General features: G+C 61.7%; 19 protein-coding genes. 4 read left to right on the plus strand and 15 right to left on the minus strand.

What is annotated here, in order from left to right; translation table 11 throughout:
• Positions 1–185: 185 nt before the first annotated feature.
• Positions 186–758 carry a cysteine hydrolase family protein gene (locus PG062_RS08525; RefSeq protein WP_270751952.1) on the plus strand — a complete coding sequence of 191 codons (573 nt, stop codon included), beginning with the start codon at positions 186–188 and terminating at the stop codon, positions 756–758.
• 51 nt (positions 759–809) lie between these two features.
• Here PG062_RS08525 and PG062_RS08530 read toward each other — a convergent pair whose 3' ends face one another.
• Genes PG062_RS08530 through PG062_RS08550 form a run of 5 tightly spaced genes read right to left on the minus strand, consistent with a single transcriptional unit; the run spans position 810 to position 5,059 of the window.
• Positions 810–1,865, minus strand: coding sequence for an NTP transferase domain-containing protein (locus PG062_RS08530; RefSeq protein ID WP_270751953.1), 1,056 nt, complete (start codon positions 1,863–1,865; stop codon positions 810–812).
• Positions 1,855–2,196: a winged helix-turn-helix domain-containing protein gene (locus PG062_RS08535; RefSeq protein ID WP_113998629.1), complete on the minus strand. Its 342-nt coding sequence runs from the start codon at positions 2,194–2,196 to the stop codon at positions 1,855–1,857. The genes PG062_RS08530 and PG062_RS08535 overlap by 11 nt, the downstream gene beginning before the upstream one ends.
• Before the next feature lie 10 nt (positions 2,197–2,206).
• Complete coding sequence (locus PG062_RS08540) at positions 2,207–2,989, minus strand: ABC transporter ATP-binding protein (RefSeq protein ID WP_270751954.1); 783 nt, start codon at positions 2,987–2,989, stop codon at positions 2,207–2,209.
• A complete protein-coding gene (locus PG062_RS08545; RefSeq protein ID WP_270751955.1) occupies positions 2,989–3,996 on the minus strand; it encodes a FecCD family ABC transporter permease in 1,008 nt (335 codons plus the stop codon). Before PG062_RS08545 ends, PG062_RS08540 begins: the two co-directional genes overlap by 1 nt.
• The gene (locus PG062_RS08550) at positions 3,968–5,059 is read right to left on the minus strand and encodes an ABC transporter substrate-binding protein (protein ID WP_270751956.1); all 1,092 of its coding nucleotides are present in this window, start codon (positions 5,057–5,059) and stop codon (positions 3,968–3,970) included. Before PG062_RS08550 ends, PG062_RS08545 begins: the two co-directional genes overlap by 29 nt.
• Positions 5,060–5,192: 133 nt before the next feature.
• Between PG062_RS08550 and PG062_RS08555 the strand changes: the two genes are divergently transcribed.
• Genes PG062_RS08555 through PG062_RS08565 form a run of 3 tightly spaced genes read left to right on the plus strand, consistent with a single transcriptional unit; the run spans position 5,193 to position 8,715 of the window.
• Positions 5,193–5,966 (plus strand): FAD binding domain-containing protein, encoded by a 774-nt coding sequence (locus PG062_RS08555; RefSeq protein WP_113998633.1) that lies wholly within the window; start codon positions 5,193–5,195, stop codon positions 5,964–5,966.
• Positions 5,966–6,436 (plus strand): (2Fe-2S)-binding protein, encoded by a 471-nt coding sequence (locus PG062_RS08560; protein ID WP_113998634.1) that lies wholly within the window; start codon positions 5,966–5,968, stop codon positions 6,434–6,436. The genes PG062_RS08555 and PG062_RS08560 overlap by 1 nt, the downstream gene beginning before the upstream one ends.
• The gene (locus tag PG062_RS08565; RefSeq protein WP_270751957.1) at positions 6,433–8,715 is read left to right on the plus strand and encodes a xanthine dehydrogenase family protein molybdopterin-binding subunit; all 2,283 of its coding nucleotides are present in this window, start codon (positions 6,433–6,435) and stop codon (positions 8,713–8,715) included. Before PG062_RS08560 ends, PG062_RS08565 begins: the two co-directional genes overlap by 4 nt.
• Before the next feature lie 293 nt (positions 8,716–9,008).
• Here the strand turns inward: PG062_RS08565 and PG062_RS08570 are convergent, their stop codons facing one another.
• Genes PG062_RS08570 through PG062_RS08615 form a run of 10 tightly spaced genes read right to left on the minus strand, consistent with a single transcriptional unit; the run spans position 9,009 to position 17,819 of the window.
• Positions 9,009–9,680, minus strand: a complete 672-nt coding sequence (locus PG062_RS08570) for a precorrin-8X methylmutase (RefSeq protein WP_270751958.1) — start codon at positions 9,678–9,680, stop codon at positions 9,009–9,011.
• Positions 9,677–11,185 (minus strand): cobyric acid synthase, encoded by a 1,509-nt coding sequence (locus tag PG062_RS08575; protein WP_270751959.1) that lies wholly within the window; start codon positions 11,183–11,185, stop codon positions 9,677–9,679. Before PG062_RS08575 ends, PG062_RS08570 begins: the two co-directional genes overlap by 4 nt.
• A complete protein-coding gene (gene cobD / locus PG062_RS08580; protein ID WP_270751960.1) occupies positions 11,182–12,234 on the minus strand; it encodes a threonine-phosphate decarboxylase CobD in 1,053 nt (350 codons plus the stop codon). The genes PG062_RS08575 and cobD overlap by 4 nt, the downstream gene beginning before the upstream one ends.
• A 21-nt stretch (positions 12,235–12,255) precedes the next feature.
• A complete protein-coding gene (cbiB, locus tag PG062_RS08585) occupies positions 12,256–13,215 on the minus strand; it encodes an adenosylcobinamide-phosphate synthase CbiB (protein WP_270752024.1) in 960 nt (319 codons plus the stop codon).
• A complete protein-coding gene (locus PG062_RS08590; protein ID WP_270751961.1) occupies positions 13,212–13,811 on the minus strand; it encodes a histidine phosphatase family protein in 600 nt (199 codons plus the stop codon). The genes cbiB and PG062_RS08590 overlap by 4 nt, the downstream gene beginning before the upstream one ends.
• Positions 13,805–14,122, minus strand: a complete 318-nt coding sequence (locus tag PG062_RS08595) for a bifunctional adenosylcobinamide kinase/adenosylcobinamide-phosphate guanylyltransferase (protein WP_270751962.1) — start codon at positions 14,120–14,122, stop codon at positions 13,805–13,807. The genes PG062_RS08590 and PG062_RS08595 overlap by 7 nt, the downstream gene beginning before the upstream one ends.
• A 1-nt stretch (position 14,123) precedes the next feature.
• A complete protein-coding gene (locus PG062_RS08600) occupies positions 14,124–14,876 on the minus strand; it encodes an adenosylcobinamide-GDP ribazoletransferase (RefSeq protein WP_270751963.1) in 753 nt (250 codons plus the stop codon).
• Entirely contained in the window at positions 14,873–15,406 is a 534-nt protein-coding gene (locus PG062_RS08605) for a bifunctional adenosylcobinamide kinase/adenosylcobinamide-phosphate guanylyltransferase (protein ID WP_270751964.1), read from the minus strand. The genes PG062_RS08600 and PG062_RS08605 overlap by 4 nt, the downstream gene beginning before the upstream one ends.
• Positions 15,400–16,464, minus strand: a complete 1,065-nt coding sequence (cobT, locus tag PG062_RS08610) for a nicotinate-nucleotide--dimethylbenzimidazole phosphoribosyltransferase (RefSeq protein WP_270751965.1) — start codon at positions 16,462–16,464, stop codon at positions 15,400–15,402. Before cobT ends, PG062_RS08605 begins: the two co-directional genes overlap by 7 nt.
• Entirely contained in the window at positions 16,461–17,819 is a 1,359-nt protein-coding gene (locus PG062_RS08615) for a cobyrinic acid a,c-diamide synthase CobB (protein WP_270751966.1), read from the minus strand. The genes cobT and PG062_RS08615 overlap by 4 nt, the downstream gene beginning before the upstream one ends.

Consider the following 17,819-nt stretch of genomic DNA (forward strand, 5'->3'; position numbering starts at 1 on the left):
AGTGGGCGGCTGGACAACGCGGACGATGTATCAGAGATCATGCAGCGCTCACCTGTCGGTTCCCGTTTTGCCGTATCATTCTGCTGCTTTAACAAGAACGAAAATCTTTACGGCGGCAAAGAAATGCTGTATACTAAGGTGTAAAGACACCTTGGAGAAAATACTGTGGACAGGGAGCAAATGCTATGAATGACAAAAAAATCACCCTTGATCTTGTGATTGATGTGCAGAAAGATTTTATTACCGGGGCACTGGCCAACACACAGGCGCAGGCCAATGTGGCGCACCTGGCAGAGACCGCGCGGGCACACGCGCAGGCTGGGCACTGGATGTTCTTTACCCGCGATACCCACCAGGACAACTACCTGACCACGCGGGAGGGCCGCAGCCTGCCGATCGAGCACTGCATTGAGGGTGAGGATGGCTGGAATTTTGCGCCCGAACTGGAAAACGTCATGGCGGACACCGAACCGGAAGTGTGCCACATTGTGGACAAACCCACGTTCGGCAGTTATATGCTGCCCAGTGAGATTCTGGATGAACTGATGGCACACAACAAGGCTGTTGAAGATATTGAAAAAATTGTTATTTATGGCTACTGCACCGATATCTGCGTGATTAGCAACGCCATGGTACTGCGTGCAGCTTTCCCGGAAACAAAGATCGAAGTTTTGTCGGACTGCTGCGCCGGGGTAACGCCCCAGAGCCACCAGACCGCGCTGGATGCCATGCGGGCCTGCCAGTTTACAATCATATAATAGGTGATGAAATAAAAAATACCGTGCAGCTTTTTGAACTGCACGGTATTTTTATCTGTTTGTCAGCTGACGCAACTGGTTCAGGTCCTCCCGCGTATCCACATCCCTCAGTTCGGCATCGTTCCGGGCGGACACAAGGCAGACGGAACCGGGGTGGGCCCGTGCAACGGCATTGCCGCCGCGGCCATCCGGCAGGTGAAGCAGCTCCGAAAAATAATCCGCGCCGAACAGCACTGGGCTGCCGGGGGTGCCTTCGGCAGCGCACAGCCGCACAATGGCATCGGGGGCCGCTGCCAGCGCCAGTGCTTCCACACTTTGCTGCGTGAGCAGCGGCTGGTCCCCCGGCAGAAACAGGCAGCCGCGCAAAGCGGGCTCTTTTCCCAGCAATGCCGCCAGCCCCAGCCGAACCGTATCGCTGCGGTAGGGCTGCGCGTGGCGCAGAACGGGGACGCCCTGCGCGTTACAGAGCGCCTCAACCTCTTCCGAGCGGGTCACGACAATGCGGCAGGCCAGCAGCGGCAGGGCGGCTAGAGCCAGCGCATTGGCGATCAGCGGTGCACCGCAAAAATCCGCCATCAGCTTGTTTCCGCCAAACCGCCGCCCCAGCCCGGACGCCATGACCACGCAGCCGAGAGCGGGCGCGGGATCGTCCAAATCCACCACAAAGGCATCCTGCCGGGCGCACAGTGCGGTTAAAAATGGGGTATCCTGCTTACGCACAATAGCGAGAACGCGCTTTGCATCCAGCAGCGCTTCCACTGCCTGCCGGAATTCGGGGCAGCTATTTTCCAGGTAACCGAGTTCATCCAGCACCGCCCATTCGCTCTCCCCTGCCGCCATGCGGTGCAGGGCGGGTACTCCCAGCAGCAAAAAGCCGTCCGCCACGGGGCGCATCCGGTTTTCGCCTGGGGGCAGTGCCGGGTCAAAGCGGCCGATCACCGCTATTTTTCCGCCCACACTTTCTCGAATTTCCACACGGTCCGCAGGGTACGCTGCTGTGGTAATTTCCTGTGCCCCGGGGCAAAGCAATGGCACCAGCGCACGCAGCAGGGTGGTTTTTCCCGTACCGCGCCCGCCGGTCAACAGCAGGTGGCGCTTACCGCTCACCCGGAAAGAACTTATAATAGAGCTCGCGGTCAGTCTGTACACAGGCATCACGGTAAGCCTCATACCTTTCCATAAAATTGCGGGCTTCATCCGTCAGGGTGCTGCCCCCGCCGCCGCGCCCGCCAATGGTTTTGCGGGTCAGCGCAAAGCCCAATTCTTTTTCCGCCCGCTTGACCATGCGCAGCGCTTTGGAGTAAGAAAGCCCCATAGCCTGTGCCGCCGCCCGCAGTGAGCCGGTCTCTTCAATCCGGTGCAGCAGGCGGCAGGGGCCTTCGCCAAAAAAGCGCTCGCCGATATCATCGCAGAGCATCACATGAATCTTCGGTTTCATTTTTCTTTCCTCACAACGGCAGCAGCGCCAGCCGCACCCGGCCCGTGCGGTCGGTCACGGGCACCAGTTCCAGCGGGCCGTATACTGCTGCCAGCGCGGATTGCAGCGCTTCAACCGGGTCGGTTCTGGGGTACAGCATGGCTCCAACCTGCCCGTTTTGCAGCACGATCAGCGTATCGCACCAGTCCAGCATCAGCATGGGGTCGTGCAGGCAGATCAGCGCTGTTTTGCCGCTTGCATGCACAAATTCTGCCAGCAGCGCCGCCATATGGCTGCGGTTGGCAAGGTCCAGGGCGCTGTCCGGTTCATCCAGTAGCAGCAAAGGCGCATCCTCCACAAAGGTACGTGCCAGAATACAGAGCTGGCGTTCGCCGCCGCTCAGCGTCAGGTAGTCCTGCTCGGCTTTATCCGCCAGGCCTACCGTGCGCAGGGCTTCTTCCGCTGCCGCACACATGGCAGCGGTGGGGCTTTGCAGCACGCCAAGGCGGGGGTTGCAGCCCATCAGCACAACTTCCCGTGCAGACATGGACACCGAAATTCCGCTTTGCTGCGGGATGTAACTGACCGTTTGTGCCAGACACCTGGTAGAAAGGCTTTTCAGCGGCACACCATCCATCAGGCAGCACCCCGTATGGGGCAAAAGCCCGGCCACTGCGCGCAGCAGGGTGGTTTTTCCGCTGCCGTTCACCCCCAATATTCCCACCAGCTGGCCGGGGGTATCTATCGTAAAATGAACATTTTGCAGGATGTTCTGATCGCCAAGACGGACGGCCAGATTCTCCACAGTGAACATTACCGCGTCTCCCTCCCCGGCTTTATAATAAGGTAGAGCAAAAACGGAACACCCAGCAGCGAGGTGAAGATACTGACCGGCAGTTCGGTTGCCGCCACCGTTTTGGCAATGGTATCCGCCGCCAGCAGCAACGTGCTGCCCACCAGCCCGCTGAGCAGGCTGGTGGAGCGGCGGTTGTGCCCCGCCAGCAGCCGCGCACAGTGGGGGGCCAGCAGCCCGACAAAGCTGATCAGCCCAGTCACGCTGACAACCGCGGCCACCACCAGCGTTGCCAATGTCAGCAGCAGAAAACGCATCCGCCCCACCGGAACCCCCAGCAGCCGCGCTTCATCCTCTTCCACGGATAAAAGCATCGCCTGACGGTGCAAAGCAAAAATTACGGCGCAGCAGGAAATAACCATTGGAACGGGGAACCACACCCGGCTTTGCGTTACCCCCGCCAGGCTGCCCATGATCCAATATTCAATGCTGGCCAGCTCTTTTTCCGGGTCAGCGGTCAGCTTTAGCAACATCAAAAGAGTTTGCGCCAGCGCATGTACGGCAATGCCCGCCAGCACCAGGTTCATCTTGCTGCGCCCCGGCGCGGCGGCCGCCAAGCCAAGCGAGAGAAACACCGCTGCCAGCCCGCCCGCAAAGGCGCATACCGTGGTGCCCAGCGTGCCCGAAGAGACAAACAAGATGGCAAATGCCGCGCCAACGCTGGCCCCCGACGATACCCCAATGATATCCGGGCTTGCCAGTGGATTGCGGAAAACAGTCTGGTACACAAAGCCCGCCACGCCAAGACCGAACCCGCCCGCCAGCGCCATCACGGCACGGGGCAGGCGCAGTACCGTAAAGGTGCGCACTGCCATAGCGTCCCCCGCCAGCAGTGCCTGCAGGGTTATGGGATAACGGCCGAAATAAAGTGCCGCACCAAAGGCCATAAAAACGCAGAGCGTTGCGCCCAGAAGGCACAGCGCCGTGCGTTTGCGGTTATTATTCATAAGATTCGGGGGTAAAGCCATAGAAGCTACCATAGAATTCATCGGCAGCGGCGTGGTAATACTCCTCGGTCACCTGCTCCGGGTGCAGCACGCTGGCAAGATAAACACTGCCAAGGAAGCTGGCCGGCACGGGGGAATCCACAGCCTCAACAGCGTGGGGCAGCTGGTAAACATGCCTCTCCTTGACGGCGGTGCAGTCCGCCAGGGCGGCATCGTTCAGAACAGAATCAACGTCATATTCAGTATCGGATGCCAGAATGATGTAATCGGGGTTCCAATCCAGGATCTGCTCATAGGAAACTTCGGCCCAGTAGGTATCTTCCACGCTGGCGGCGGCGTTTGTGCCGTTGGCGTTTTCGATCATCGTGTTTTGATACATGGCGGGGCCTGCGGTTTCCAACACGGAGCTGTTGCCTGCCAGGTAAACGCTGGGGGCATCGGTGCCGGCAACGGCTTCGGCCAGGGCGGCCAGGTTGCTGTCAATGGCCATTTCCAGCTCCTCGCCGCGGGCGGTGGTGTTGGTTGCCTGTGCCAGCAGCTCGATCGCGTCGAACAGGTCGGCCTGGTTTTCCGGCTTAACAGCCAGCACGGTCAGGCCCATTTCCTCCATCTGGGGGATGGAATCCTTGAGCTTGGCGGGCACGATGACAAGATCCGGGGCCAGCGCAGCGCAGCCTTCCAGGTCAAACTCTTTGGCGGTGCCAATGCTGGGCAGGGACTGGATCTCCGGGGCGGACAGGCTGTAGATGTTGCGTTTGTCGGCTTTGGCTTCCACGCCAACCAGCTCGTTCTGCACGCCCAGCGCAATCAGCAGGCTGGTGGAAATGTAGTAGCCGCTGGCAAGGGTTTTGGGTTCTTCCTCAATGGTAACTTCGCGGCCCAGCTGGTCGGTAACGGTCAGCGGGTAGGTAACCGCCGTTTCGGCGGCAGGTTCTTCCGGTGCAGCAGTGGCTTCCGGGGCTGCGGTAGCCTCTACGGAAGCAGCCTCGCTGGCTGCGGTACTGCTGGTAGCAGCGGTGCTGCCGCAGGCTGTCAGTGCCATAGCGGCGGCCAGCAGCAGGGCGGTCATTTTGGTCATTTTCATGTTTCTTACTTCCTTCTAAAACCAATATTCCGTTGTGTTTTTCAAACAACAACGGAATTATAGCAGAATTTGTGGTAAAATAAAAGTGGTTATACACAAAAGTATGATTTTACCCAAAAACGGAGAGCATTCTATGATAACGATTCGAGAATATGCCCGCCCCGCCACACTGGAAGAAGCATGGCAGCTGAACCAGAAGCGCCCGAACCGGGTGCTGGGAGGGATGCTGTGGCTGAAAATGGAAAAAATCAGCGTTGGCACAGCCATTGACCTATCTGCGCTGGGGTTGGATACCATTGAAGAAACCGATACCGAATTTGCCATTGGCGCCATGGCAACGCTGCGCAGCCTGGAAACCCACGCCGCGCTGAACGCGGCCACCAACGGCGCCATGCGGGAGGCCGTGCGCCATATTGTGGGGGTGCAGTTCCGCAACTGCGCCACCGTGGGCGGCAGCGTGTACGGGCGGTTTGGCTTTTCAGACGTATTAACGCTGCTGCTGGCGCTGGACTGCGATGTGGAGCTGTACAAAGCAGGCCGGATGCCCATTGCACAGTTTGCCGCCCTGCCCTATGACCGTGATATTTTGACCCATGTTTACATAAAAAAGACGCCGGGGCTTGCAGTGCATTACCAGTCTGTGCGGGCCACCCAGACGGACTTCCCGATTTTGACCTGCGCTGCTGCACGCACGGCGGATGGAGCCTACCGCTTTGCCATCGGTGCACGCCCCATGAAAGCCATGCTTGTCTGCCCCACGGCCGCCCCGGATGAGCTGCCCGCCGCCGTACAGGCTGCGGTGCCCACCGGCAGCAACCTGCGCGGCAGTGCCGCCTACCGCACCCATCTGGTGGGGGTGCTTGTCAAGCGTGCCGTACAGGCACTGGGGAACCTGGAGGTGCTCTGATGCAAATTCATTTTACGTTGAACCATAAAAAAACAGCTGCTGAGATCGCCCCCGATACCCTGCTGATTGATCTGGTGCGCTCTTTAGGCTGCAAAAGCGTCAAGCGCGGGTGCGAAACCGCCAACTGCGGGCTGTGCACCGTGTTTTTGGACGAAAAGCCGGTGCTTTCCTGCTCTGTATTGGCGGCGCGGGTGGATGGCCGCAGCGTTACCACGCTGGAGGGCCTGCAGGAGGAAGCCGCTGAGTTCGGCGCGTTCATCGCTGACCAGGGGGCCGAGCAGTGCGGCTTCTGCAACCCCGGCTTTATCATGAATGCGCTGGCCCTTTTCCGCGAAAAACCCGACCCCAATGAGGAGGAGATCAAGGAATACCTTGCGGGCAACCTTTGCCGCTGCTCCGGGTACGAAGGCCAGCTGCGCGGGATCCAGAACTTTTTGGCGTGGAAAAAATCAAAGGAGGCTGCCCAATGAAAACTGTGAACCAGCCTGTGCGCAAGAAGGACGCCATGCAGCTTGTAACCGGCCAGCCTGTGTACATGGATGATGTTATCCCGCAGGACTGTCTCATCGTCAAGCTGCTGCGCTCCCCCCACGCCAATGCGATCGTCAAAAATATTGATACCTCCCGCGCCATGCTTGTGCCCGGCATGGAGGTGATTTACACCTGGAAAGATGTGGACCAGAACGCCCGCCGCTACACCCAGGCGGGCCAGACCTACCCCGAAATGAGCCCTTACGACCGCCTTGTGATCGACCGCCATGTCCGCTTTGCCGGGGATGTTGTTGCGATCCTTGCGGGCAAAGACGAAAAATGCGTCGATAAGGCGATGAAGCTGATTAAGGTGGAATATGAAGTTCTGCCCGCGGTGCTGGATTTCCACACAGCGCTCGATAACCCTACTCTTGTGCACCCGGAGGATAACTGGGAAGCCCTTGTTCCCGGCATCGGAGCTGACAAGAACCGCAACCTCTGCGCCCACGATGAATCCGGCGAGGGTGATATTGAGGCGGTGTTGGCTGGGTGCGATGTGGTCATTGACCACACCTACCACACCCGCGCCTGCCAGCAGGCCATGATGGAAACCTTCCGCACTTATTGCAGCATTGATGCTTACGGGCGGCTGAATGTACTCAGCTCAACGCAGATCGTGTTCCATTGCCGCCGCATTTTGGCAAACGCCCTGCACATCCCCAAATCCATGATCCGCGTTGCCAAGCCGCGCATCGGCGGCGGGTTCGGCGCAAAACAGACGTCAGTGTGCGAGGTTTACCCTGCCTTTGTTACCTGGAAAACGAAGAAGCCCAGCAAGATCATCTATACCCGCTTTGAAAGCCAGACGGCTTCAACCCCGCGCCATGAGATGGAGATGCACGTGCGGCTGGGTGCAACAAAGGACGGCATCATCAAGGGCATTGACCTGCACACCCTTTCCAACACCGGCGCTTACGGTGAGCACGGCCCCACAACGGTGGGGCTTTCGGGCCACAAGTCCATCCCGCTGTACGGCAAGGCCGAAGCGTTCCGCTTTGTCAGCGATGTTGTTTACACCAACCACATGTCATCGGGTGCGTACCGCGGGTACGGCGCAACCCAGGGTCTGTTTGCGGTGGAATCCGCTGTGAATGAGCTGGCCGACAAATTGGGGATGGACCCGTTCGAGCTCCGGCAGCGCAACATTGTCCATGAGGGCGATGTTATGCCCGCCTACTATGGCCAGGTCAACACCAGCTGTGCGCTGGACCGCTGCCTGAAAACCGTGCATGACAGGATGGATTGGGACCATAAGTACCCCGTGCGCGAGATCGGCAACGGCAAGGTGCGTGCTGTTGGCATGGGCATGGCCATGCAGGGCTCCGGCATCGACCATGTGGACGTGGGCAGCGCCACGCTGAAAATCAACGACGACGGGTTCTATACCCTCTCCATCGGCGCAGCGGATATGGGCACCGGCTGCGATACGATCCTGGCGCAGATCGCTGCCGAAGTGCTGGAATGCCCGCTGGAAAACATTGCGGTTTTGGGCGCAGATACCGATTCTTCCCCCTATGATTCCGGTTCCTATGCGTCCAGCACAACCTATGTGACCGGCAAGGCCGTGGAAAAGTGTGCGCTGGAACTGAAAGATAAGATCTGCACCCTGGGGGCACAGCTGCTTGGGTTGGACAAAGCCGCCGTGCTGTTTACCGGCGATGCCGTGACGAGCGAGGATGGCACCCAGCGCGTGCCGCTGGCCAGCATTGCAGCGGCATCCCAGTGCGGCAACACGGTGGCGCTGGAAGCCACCGTGACCCACAGCTCGGAGATTTCGCCCCCGCCGTTTATGGTTGGCGCTGCCGAAGTGGAAGTTGACCTGGAAACCGGCGAAGCCCAGGTGGTGAACTATGTAGCCGCGGTTGACTGCGGTACCCCTGTAAACCCGAACCTGGCCCGCGTGCAGGCCGAGGGCGGAATTTTGCAGGGCATCGGCATGGCGCTGACCGAGAATGTGACCTACAATGACCGCGGCATGCCGCGCGAAAGCTCCCTGATGCAGTACAAGATCCCCTGCCGCACTGATATTGGACATATTGACGTAAGTTTTGAGAGCAGCTACGAGGGCACCGGCCCGTTTGGCGCAAAGTCCATCGGTGAGGTCGTCATCAACACCCCGCTGCCCGCCGTGGCCGATGCCATCTACCACGCCACCCACAAACGCTTTTATGAGCTGCCCATCACCCGCGAGCAGATCGCAATGGCGGTGGAAAAGTGAGTGACGGGGGGCTTGCGCCAGGAGATGCAATGGCGTTCGCTTTATAAGCATACGGTTTGCTTCATTTTTTCCCTATCATAATCAAAACGCAGAAGCAATACAACAGCCACAACGGGCAAGCCCGCTGTGGCTGTTGCTTTTGGTGCCTTTTTTCACGCGGTAAGAAGAGCGTTCCCATTTATTTTGATTGTATCGTTGATACTGCCATTATAATGCCGCCGTGAGATAACAATAGCCCGGTATCCGCTTTGCTCCAAAAAGTGCGGTACCGGGCTGTGGCGATATTCTCCTGCTTATTTCCATCCGCGGGCGGTGGGATCCAGCATTTCGGCGGCGGAATAGATCAGCGCGTTGCAGATGGCCGCCGCCACGTTGCTGCCGCCCTTGCGGCCCATGGCAACAATGGCGGGCACGCCGTGGCTTTCGCACACGGCAAACAGGCGCTCCTTGCTTTCCACCACGTTCACAAAGCCCACCGGCACACCGATAACCAGCGCCGGGCGCAGGCCGTTTTCAATTTTCTCGGCAATCGTCAGCAGGGCGGTGGGGGCGTTGCCCACGGCCAGCACGGCGCCGGGGTATTCGGCCGCAGCCTTGTGCATGGCGGCCACGGCGCGGGTGGTGCCCGCCTGTTTGGCCGCTGCAGCCACAGCGGGGTCCGCCATAAAGCAGAGTGCCTGCCCGCCCAGCTTGGCCAGGCCCGGCTTGGTGATGCCTGCCAGGGCCATGTTGGTATCGGTGATGATCGTTGCCCCGGCGTGCATAGCAGCAATACCGGCGGCTACCGCGCCGGGGGTAAAGTGCAGGGTCTGCGCATAGTCAAAATCCGCGGTGGTGTGGATGACTCGCTTGACTACAGGGGCGTTTTCCGGCGAGATGTCCAGCCCGCGCTGGGCCAGCTCCCCGGCAATAATATTCATGCTGGTGCGTTCAATATCGGCGGGCAGGTGGTGCTGCGGCATCATTGGTCATTTCCCCTTTCGGCGGGCTGTGCAAGGCCCATAGCCGCATATACGGCGGCCAGATCCAGGTTATGGCGTACCCCATCGGCCAGCAGATCCAGCTGCTGGGTACGGTATTCCTGCATGGAGATTGGCGCTGCCGCGGCGGGGTCAATCCCCTTGCGGCGGCAAAGATAGGCGGCAAACTGCTCGGTCAGCTCGCCGCTGTCAAACAGGCCGTGCAGGTAGGTGCCAAACACCTGGCCCTGCACGCAGCCTTCGGGGGTGCCGTCCGCCAGGGTACAGAACGGCGCGCCCTGCACAGTGGTGCGCCCGGTGTGGATCTCGTACCCGGTCAGGTGCGCCCCGGCAAAGGGCTCCGCTGTCACGGTCGCCTGGCTTTGGGTGCGGCGCTTTTCGGCGGCAAAGGTGGTTTGGGTGGGCAGCAGGCCAAGGCCGCGCAGGGTCTGTGGGCGGCCGCTCTCGGTGCCTTCCGGGTCGGCCAGGGTCTGGCCCAGCATCTGGTAGCCGCCGCACACCCCCAGTACCGGTGTGCCGCGCTGGGCCAGCTTGCTGATGGCTGCTTCCAGCCCGCACTGGCGCAGCCACAGCAGGTCGTCCACGGTATTTTTTGTACCGGGCAGGATCACGCAATCCGGCGCGCCAAGCTCGCGGGTGGTCTGCACATAGCGCACGCCAAGCAGCGGGTGCTGCTCCAGCGGCATAAAGTCCGTAAAGTTGGAAATATGCGGCAGCCGCACAATGGCAGCATCCAGCGGCTTGACGGCATTTTTGACCTGCAGCCGGTCGGAAAGCGAATCCTCGTCCTCAATATCCGCCTTTAAGTACGGCACAACGCCAAACACCGGCAGGTGGGTTTTCTCTTCCAGCATGGCAAGGCCGGGGCGCAGAATCCCCACATCGCCGCGGAACTTGTTGATGACAAGCCCTTTGATGCGCGCCCGTTCGTCCGGCTCCAGCAGTTCCACCGTGCCAAACAGCTGGGCAAACACGCCGCCGCGGTCAATATCACCCACCAGCAGCACAGGGGCATCCACCAGCTTGGCCAGCCCCATGTTCACGATGTCATCGGCTTTCAGGTTGATTTCAGCCGGGCTGCCCGCGCCCTCGATGACGATAATATCAAAGTCTTCCGCCAGGCTGTTGTAAGCCGCCAGAATATCGGGGATGAGCTGTTTTTTGCGGCGGAAATACTCCGCCGCCGGCATCTGGCCGCGCACTTCCCCGTTGACGATCACCTGGCTGCCAATATCGCTGCTGGGCTTGAGCAGGATGGGGTTCATCCGCACATCCGGTTCCACCCCGGCTGCCTGGGCCTGCACCACCTGGGCGCGGCCCATTTCCAGCCCGTCACGGGTCACAAAGCTGTTCAGCGCCATGTTCTGGCTTTTGAACGGGGCCACCCGCCAGCCATCCTGGGCAAAAATGCGGCAGAGCGCCGCGCACAGCAGGCTTTTGCCCGCGCCGCTCATGGTGCCCTGCACCATAATACATGTTGCTTTGCTCATTTTAGTACCTCCCGCATGGTCTGCAGCAGCTGTTCGTTTTCCGGCGCGGTGCGCACGGCGGTGCGGTACCAGCCGGCGCTCAGCCCCGGGTAATTGCCGCAGCTGCGCAGGCAGACGCCCCGCTGCTGCAAGGCCGCACCCAGCGTTTCCGGCGCACGGAACAACAGGTAGTTGGCGCTGCCCTCGATCACCTGCAGCCCCAGTGCCCGCAGCCCGGCCGCCAGTCTGGGGCGCTGGTCGGCAATCAGGGCGCGGACGGCATCGGCATAGGCGGTTTCCCTCAAAGCAGCAGCGCCCGCAGCCTGCGCCAGGCTGGATACCCCCCACGGCTGGCCCGCGGCCTGCATTTTGGCCAGCAGCGCCGTGTTGGCGCACAAGGCATACCCCAGCCGCACCCCGGCCATGGCGTACAATTTGGTGAACGCTTTTAGAATAACAAGGTTAGGCGCGGTTTGCAAAAGCGGTTTGGCCGTCAGGGCATCCCGCTGCTGCAAAAAGTCCAGAAAGCACTCATCCACCACCAGCACGGCCCCGCAGTCCGCACAGCGGCGCACCAGGCGCTGCACCAGCTCCGGCGGGGTAATTTGCCCGGTAGGGTTATTGGGCTGGCACAAAAACACCAGGTCAATGCTCTGGTTCACTGCCTGCACAAAGGCTTCCGTTACGGCAAAATCATCGGCCTCATGCAGGGTTTCCCGCTTTACTTCGCAGCCAACGCTTTCCAGTGCGGCGGCATACTCAGCAAAGGTGGGGGCGGGCAGCAGGGCGCGGCGGGGCTTGAGCGCCCACACCAGCCGATAGATCAGATCCGCCGCCCCGTTGCCGCACAAGATCCACGGTTCCGGCAGCTGTTCCGCCCGGCTGAGTGCCGTGCGCAGCTCCCGGCAAAGGGGGTCCGGATAGCGGTCCGCAGTGGGCAGTGCCGCAACGATGGCATCCGCCACGCCCTGGGGCAGGCCCAGCGGGCTGACATTGGCCGAAAAATCCAGCGCATCATGCCCAAAGCGGGCGCGGTAGCCCGCCCAATCACCGCCATGTACCAGTTCCATTCCGTTCTCCCCTTTTCGTTGTTACATCGCCAGCACCAGCAGGCGCAGGGCAATGCCCAACACCAAAGCCAGCAGGCTTTCGGCATACATCATGCGGTCGGCCCGCAAAATGTCCTTTGGTTCCACGGGGCGCAGCGCATCCCCAATGGTGGGTTTATCATAATACTCGCCAAAATAGTAGGCGGGGCCCGCCAGCTGCACGCCCAGGGCACCGGCGCAGGCGCTTTCGGTCTGGGCGCTGTTGGGGCTGGCATGGTTGCGGCGGTCCCGCCGCCAGATCTTCCACGCGCCGCGGGCACTGCTGCCGGTCAGGGCGGCAGCGGCAACCCACAGCAGCCCGGCCAGGCGGCTGGGCAGATAGTTGGCGGCATCGTCCAATCTGGCAGCGGCACGGCCAAAATACAGGTATTTCTGGTTTTTGTAGCCCAGCATGCTGTCCATCGTGTTGATGGCCTTATAGGTCAGCGCCAGCGGCGCGCCGCCCAGCAGCATGTACAGCAGCGGGGCAATCACGCCATCGCTGGCGTTTTCGGCCACGGTTTCCACAGCGGCTTTGGTCACGCCCTCCGCCGTCAGGTTTTGGGTATCGCGCCCCACAATGCGGGCCACGGCTTTGCGGGCGGCGGGCAGATCCTGCTTTTGCAGCTCTTTATACACATTGCAGCTTTCCTGCACAAGGCCCCTGGCGGCCAACGCCTGGGCGCACCAGAACATCTGCACGGCAAGCCCCACCAGTGGGTGCAGCGCCGCCGCCAGCCTGCACACCAGCGCTGTGATGAGGAACGTGCCCACCGGCAAAATGGCGGCCAGCACCGCCCCGCCGCAAAGCTCCCCCTGCGGCGTTTGGGGGAATTGTGTGCGCAGGCGTTTTTCCAGCGCAGTGATGGCTTTGCCCATCAGCACAACGGGGTGCGGCAGCCAAGCCGGGTCGCCAAAAATGGCATCCAGCACAAAGCCACCCAAAACAGCCCAGCAAATCAGCATGGTAACTCCTTTGTATACTGCACGGTTTTGACCACGCGCAGGGTTTTCTGGTGTATCCAATCGGCGGCATCCAGCACAAAGCCGCCCGCCGCGGGAGCACACCAGGAATAATAGTTTTTATGGGGCACGGCGAACCGTTCCAGCGCCGCCATCTGGGTGCCGCCGTGGGCAACGATCACCAGCTGCGGCTCCCCCGCCGCCAAAGCGGCATCCACCAGCGCGGCAAATGCTGTGCAGACACGCTGGCAGAATTCCGCCTTGCTTTCCCCGCCCGGGCAGCGGCCTTCGCAGCCGGTTTCCACCCAGGCGCGGTACTGGGGGTCGTGCTCCATCTCCCGGTAATTGCGGCCCTCAAACACGCCAAAGTCCATCTCCTTCAGCCCGTCTGCCACAACCAGTTCCGCATCGGGGAAAAGCACTTCCGCCGTCTGCCGGGTGCGCTGCAAGGAAGTAATCATGACCGTTTTGGGGGCAAAATCCGCCCGGCACAGCTGGGCAAGGCCCTGGGGGCACAGCGGTACATCCCGCCTGCCCTGGTAGCGCTTTTCCTGATTATCCTGCGTTAAGCCGTGGCGCAGCAGGTAGATCAGCATGGCGGCAGCTCCCCTTTCAGCACGGTGGGCAAGCTGCAGAATATCTGCACCACACAGTCGGCCCGCTCAGCTAGCAGGCAGGCAAGGCGGCCGGCGGCTTCCCGCGCGGCGCGCTGGGCGGGGTCAATGGGCACCACGCCGCCGCCAACCTCGGTGGCCGTTACTACGTCATATTGGGCAAGCTCGTCCGCAAGGGCGGGCAGGCTTTCGGCATTGGCGGCAAGGGTCTGCACCTCGTAAATCTGCCGCCCGCCAAAGGGTTTGGCAAAGGTTCGTTTACCGCTGTACAGCGGGCCGGTAATAAACAGCATGTTACAAAAACCCCTTCCACTGGCAAAGCACAAGGGCCGCCAGCATATACAGTTCCGCTTTTTGCAAAAACCACCCGGCCAGGTCCCCGGTAATACCGCCAAACTGCTTGACCGCCACACGGTGGTAGCGCCACAGGGCAACCCCCGCCGCCAGCACCAGCACGCCGCCGCCCAGGGCGAAAAGTGCCACTGCCAGCACAATGCTAAGGCATCCCAGCACCCGGCGCACCGTGGTGCGGTCCGCCGCCGTGGCAAACGTGTGCGCAAGGCCGGTATTTTTGGCCAGGGGAAAGGCCGCCACTGCGTAACCGGAGCAGGCACGCTCCAGCACCAGCGCCAGCAGCCAGACAACCCCCACCTGCGGGGTAAACTGCACGCAGCAGCACAGCGCAAAGTAGGCCACAAAGTAGCTGCACAGCCGGATCACGGCGAACGCGCCGCAGTGCGGGTCCTTGAGGATATCGAGCTTTTTCTGGGTATCGCCATAGCTGCAAAGGGCATCACAGGTGTCGGCGTAACCATCCAGATGGATGCCGCCCGTGACCCAGACAGGGATCAGGCAAAAGCCCGCCGCGCGCACCATGGCGGGCAGCGGCAGGCTGGCGCACACGTACCACAGTGCGCCGCACAGCACCCCCACCAGCGGGAAGGCACAGAGCGAATACCGCATGTTTTTTTTGTTCCAGTCAAACTGCGGCACCGGCACAGCCGAGAACATGGCAAATGCCACGGCGATCGTCTGCAAAACTGTCATGGGCGTTCCCCTCCTTTGTAGTACACCGGCAGGCCGCACACCACGCGGCAGACGGCGTCGGCTTTGGCGGCAACGGCATTGTTGACCATGGCAAGGGCCTGCAAATAAAGGTCTGTCTCCCCGGCATAGTCCGCCCCGCCGCTGAATACCTCGTTGCTGACGATGATAAGATGGTTGCATTGTGCGGCGATTGCCTCGATCCCCGCCAGCATTTTTTCTGCCGCCTGCTTGGGCGGCAGGCAGCTGCCGTCGGGACGGTACAGCTCATTGGCGGCCAGGTTGCCCACATCTTCCAGCAGGGCGGTGCCCTGCTGCGGCAGGCGGACCAAGTGCAGGTTTTGGGGACATTCCACGGTAGCAAACTGTTTTTGCGCCCGCATGGCGCGGTGTTTGGCCACCCGCGCGGCGCACTCGGCGTCCCACACCTGCATGGTGGCAAGGTAATAGCGCGGGCCGCCGCTCTGCACGGCAAGGTGCTCCGCATAGGCGCTTTTGCCGCTGGCTGCGCCGCCGATAACCAGCGTCAGCATTGTGGGGTGTACGGCGCAATGCCGCCCTCCGCAAAGGAATAGCAGCCGCGGTAGACGGCCAGAGCCATATCCCACAGTGGGATGGAAGCCACCGCGCCGGTGCCCTCGCCCAGATGCAGGTTGGCGGTGATGAGAGGCGCTTTGCCCAAAGCATCCAGCACCATATGGGCGGCAGGCTCCGCCGAAACATGGCTGGCAAACACCGCCTTGGCCGCCGCGGGGCAGAGCCGCACCGCGCACAGAGCCGCCACGCTGCTGATAAAACCATCCATCAAAATGGGCACACCCTCCAGCGCGCCGCCCAAAAACACGCCGCACAGCCCGGCAATATCAAACCCGCCCAGCTTGGCCAGCACATCCAGCGGGTCAGCGGGATTGGGCTGGTTGTGAGCAATGCCGCGCCGGATCGCATCAATCTTGCGGGCAAGCCCTGCATCCGAAAGCCCGGCCCCGCGTCCGGTCATGCTCTGCACGGGGGCACCCAGCAGCACGCTTGCCACGGCGCTGGAGGTTGTGGTGTTGCCAATGCCCATCTCCCCCGTTGCTAACAGTTGAACTCCCTGCTGCTTTTGTCCGCGCACCAGCGCAATGCCGCAGCCGATGGCCTGCACGGCCTGGGCGCGGGTCATGGCCGGGCCGCAGGTAAAATCTTTGGTGCCGGGGGCAATGCGGCAGTCCTGCACACCGGGCACCGGGGCACCGGCAATGCCCATATCCACCGGCACAACGCTGCAATGGGCGGCAGCTGCCATCTGGCACACGCTGGTGCGCCGCGCGGCAAGGTTTTGCAGCACCGCGCGGGTCACGCTGGCGTCGGTTTGGCTCACGCCCTGGGCCACCACGCCGTTATCGGCGCACAGCACCAGCACGGCGCGGCGGGCAAAATCCAGCTCCGGGGTGCCGGTCAGGGCGGCGGCGTCCTCCAGCATGGTTTCCAGGCTGCCCAGCCCGCCCAGCGGTTTGGCCAGCGCGGCCCAGTGGGCGTGCGCCGCGGCGCGGGCAGCTTCATCGGGCGGGGTGATGGTTTGCAGCCGTGTGTTCAGTTCAGGTTCCGTCATACCGTTCTCCCTGTTTTTGTTTGGGCATACTGCGCCGCAGCCGTTACAAAGCGCTGCGGCAGCGGGGTGCCCGCCCAGTATAGATGCGGGAACCCCGCATACAGATGCCCGTTGGCAAAGCCGCAGTCCCAATGGCGGCCATTGGCTTTTTGGGCGGCAAAAGCGGTGCCGTTGCAGGTGGAATCCCAATGGTGGAACTCATGCACGGGCACCGGCTCCCCTGCGCGGAAGAGCATGCTGTCCGCCTGCGGGGTGAGCGCAGCATAGCCAAAGCGCACCAGCCGCCCCACGCGGAACCCCTGCCCCGGCAGCACACCCGCCATGGGGTGGGCGGTTCCGGCGTCATCTTCCAGCGTTTGGCCCAGGTACAAAAAGCCGCCGCATTCCGCCACGGTGGGCAGGCCGCGCTGCACGGCGGTGTTTATGGCGCAGCGCATGGCGGTGTTGGCCGCCAGCTGGGCGGCGTACAGCTCCGGGTAGCCGCCCGGCAGGTACAGCCCGCCGATATGTTGCGGCGGCGCGGCATCCCGCAGCGGGCTGAAATAGCAAAGCTCTGCGCCTGCGGCCTGCAGGCTTTCCAGCGTTTCGGCATAGGTAAAGCAGAACGCTTCATCCTGTGCCACGGCAATGCGCACGGTGGGGGCTGCGGCCTGAACCGCAGGGGCCATTGGGGCCGGGCGGTCAAACAGGGCCAGCAGCCGCGGCCAGTCGATATTTTTATGCGCGGCGGCGGTCAAAATCTGAATTTTTTGCTGCAAATCAGCAATTTCGCCCGCGGTTTTCAGCCCCAGGTGGCGGCTTTCGATGGCGGCATCCGGCAGGGGGGGCAAAAAGCCCACCACCGGCAGGCCGGTTTCCCGTTCCAGCATGGGGGCCAGCAGCTTGTACAGCATCTCGGTGCAGTCGTTCAGCAGAACGCCCGCAATGTGGTGCGGCGTGCGGAACGCTTTTAAGCCTTGCAACTGGGCGGCCAGCGTTAAACTGGCCCCCTTGGGGCGCACCACCAGCAGCACCGGCAAGTCCAGCACATCGGCGGTGTGCCAGGCGCTGGCGGCAGCGCTCACGCCGCCAAGGCCGTCATAATAGCCCATGGCACCCTCACACACCGCGCTGCCATGGCCCGCCGCGCCGCTGGTGTACAGCCGCCGCACGGTCTGCGGGGTGGAGAAAAACAGGTCCAGATTGTGGCTGGGCACCCCCAGCACGGCGCGGTGAAACATGGGGTCAATGTAATCCGGCCCGCACTTGAACGCGCAGGGCTCCAGCCCGCGGGCTTTCAGGGCGGAAAGCAGGGCGCAGGCGGCGGTGGTTTTTCCGCTGCCGGAACTGGGCGCGGCCAAAAGCAGCTGCAGCAT

This window comes from Gemmiger qucibialis (assembly GCF_027689445.1).
GTDB classification, from domain to species: domain Bacteria; phylum Bacillota; class Clostridia; order Oscillospirales; family Ruminococcaceae; genus Gemmiger; species Gemmiger qucibialis.

Bases quoted from the DNA above. Each gene is read 5' to 3' on its own strand.
- PG062_RS08525 (WP_270751952.1), top strand. From the start codon at position 186: ATGAATGACAAAAAAATCACCCTTGATCTTGTGATTGATGTGCAGAAA.
- PG062_RS08535 (WP_113998629.1), bottom strand. From the start codon at position 2,196: ATGAAACCGAAGATTCATGTGATGCTCTGCGATGATATCGGCGAGCGC.
- PG062_RS08540 (WP_270751954.1), bottom strand. From the start codon at position 2,989: ATGTTCACTGTGGAGAATCTGGCCGTCCGTCTTGGCGATCAGAACATC.
- PG062_RS08545 (WP_270751955.1), bottom strand. From the start codon at position 3,996: ATGGCTTTACCCCCGAATCTTATGAATAATAACCGCAAACGCACGGCG.
- PG062_RS08550 (WP_270751956.1), bottom strand. From the start codon at position 5,059: ATGAAAATGACCAAAATGACCGCCCTGCTGCTGGCCGCCGCTATGGCA.
- PG062_RS08555 (WP_113998633.1), top strand. From the start codon at position 5,193: ATGATAACGATTCGAGAATATGCCCGCCCCGCCACACTGGAAGAAGCA.
- PG062_RS08560 (WP_113998634.1), top strand. From the start codon at position 5,966: ATGCAAATTCATTTTACGTTGAACCATAAAAAAACAGCTGCTGAGATC.
- PG062_RS08565 (WP_270751957.1), top strand. From the start codon at position 6,433: ATGAAAACTGTGAACCAGCCTGTGCGCAAGAAGGACGCCATGCAGCTT.
- PG062_RS08570 (WP_270751958.1), bottom strand. From the start codon at position 9,680: ATGATGCCGCAGCACCACCTGCCCGCCGATATTGAACGCACCAGCATG.
- PG062_RS08575 (WP_270751959.1), bottom strand. From the start codon at position 11,185: ATGAGCAAAGCAACATGTATTATGGTGCAGGGCACCATGAGCGGCGCG.
- cobD (WP_270751960.1), bottom strand. From the start codon at position 12,234: ATGGAACTGGTACATGGCGGTGATTGGGCGGGCTACCGCGCCCGCTTT.
- PG062_RS08590 (WP_270751961.1), bottom strand. From the start codon at position 13,811: ATGCTGATCTACCTGCTGCGCCACGGCTTAACGCAGGATAATCAGGAA.
- PG062_RS08595 (WP_270751962.1), bottom strand. From the start codon at position 14,122: ATGCTGTTTATTACCGGCCCGCTGTACAGCGGTAAACGAACCTTTGCC.
- PG062_RS08600 (WP_270751963.1), bottom strand. From the start codon at position 14,876: ATGACAGTTTTGCAGACGATCGCCGTGGCATTTGCCATGTTCTCGGCT.
- PG062_RS08605 (WP_270751964.1), bottom strand. From the start codon at position 15,406: ATGCTGACGCTGGTTATCGGCGGCGCAGCCAGCGGCAAAAGCGCCTAT.
- cobT (WP_270751965.1), bottom strand. From the start codon at position 16,464: ATGACGGAACCTGAACTGAACACACGGCTGCAAACCATCACCCCGCCC.
- PG062_RS08615 (WP_270751966.1), bottom strand. From the start codon at position 17,819: ATGCTGCAGCTGCTTTTGGCCGCGCCCAGTTCCGGCAGCGGAAAAACC.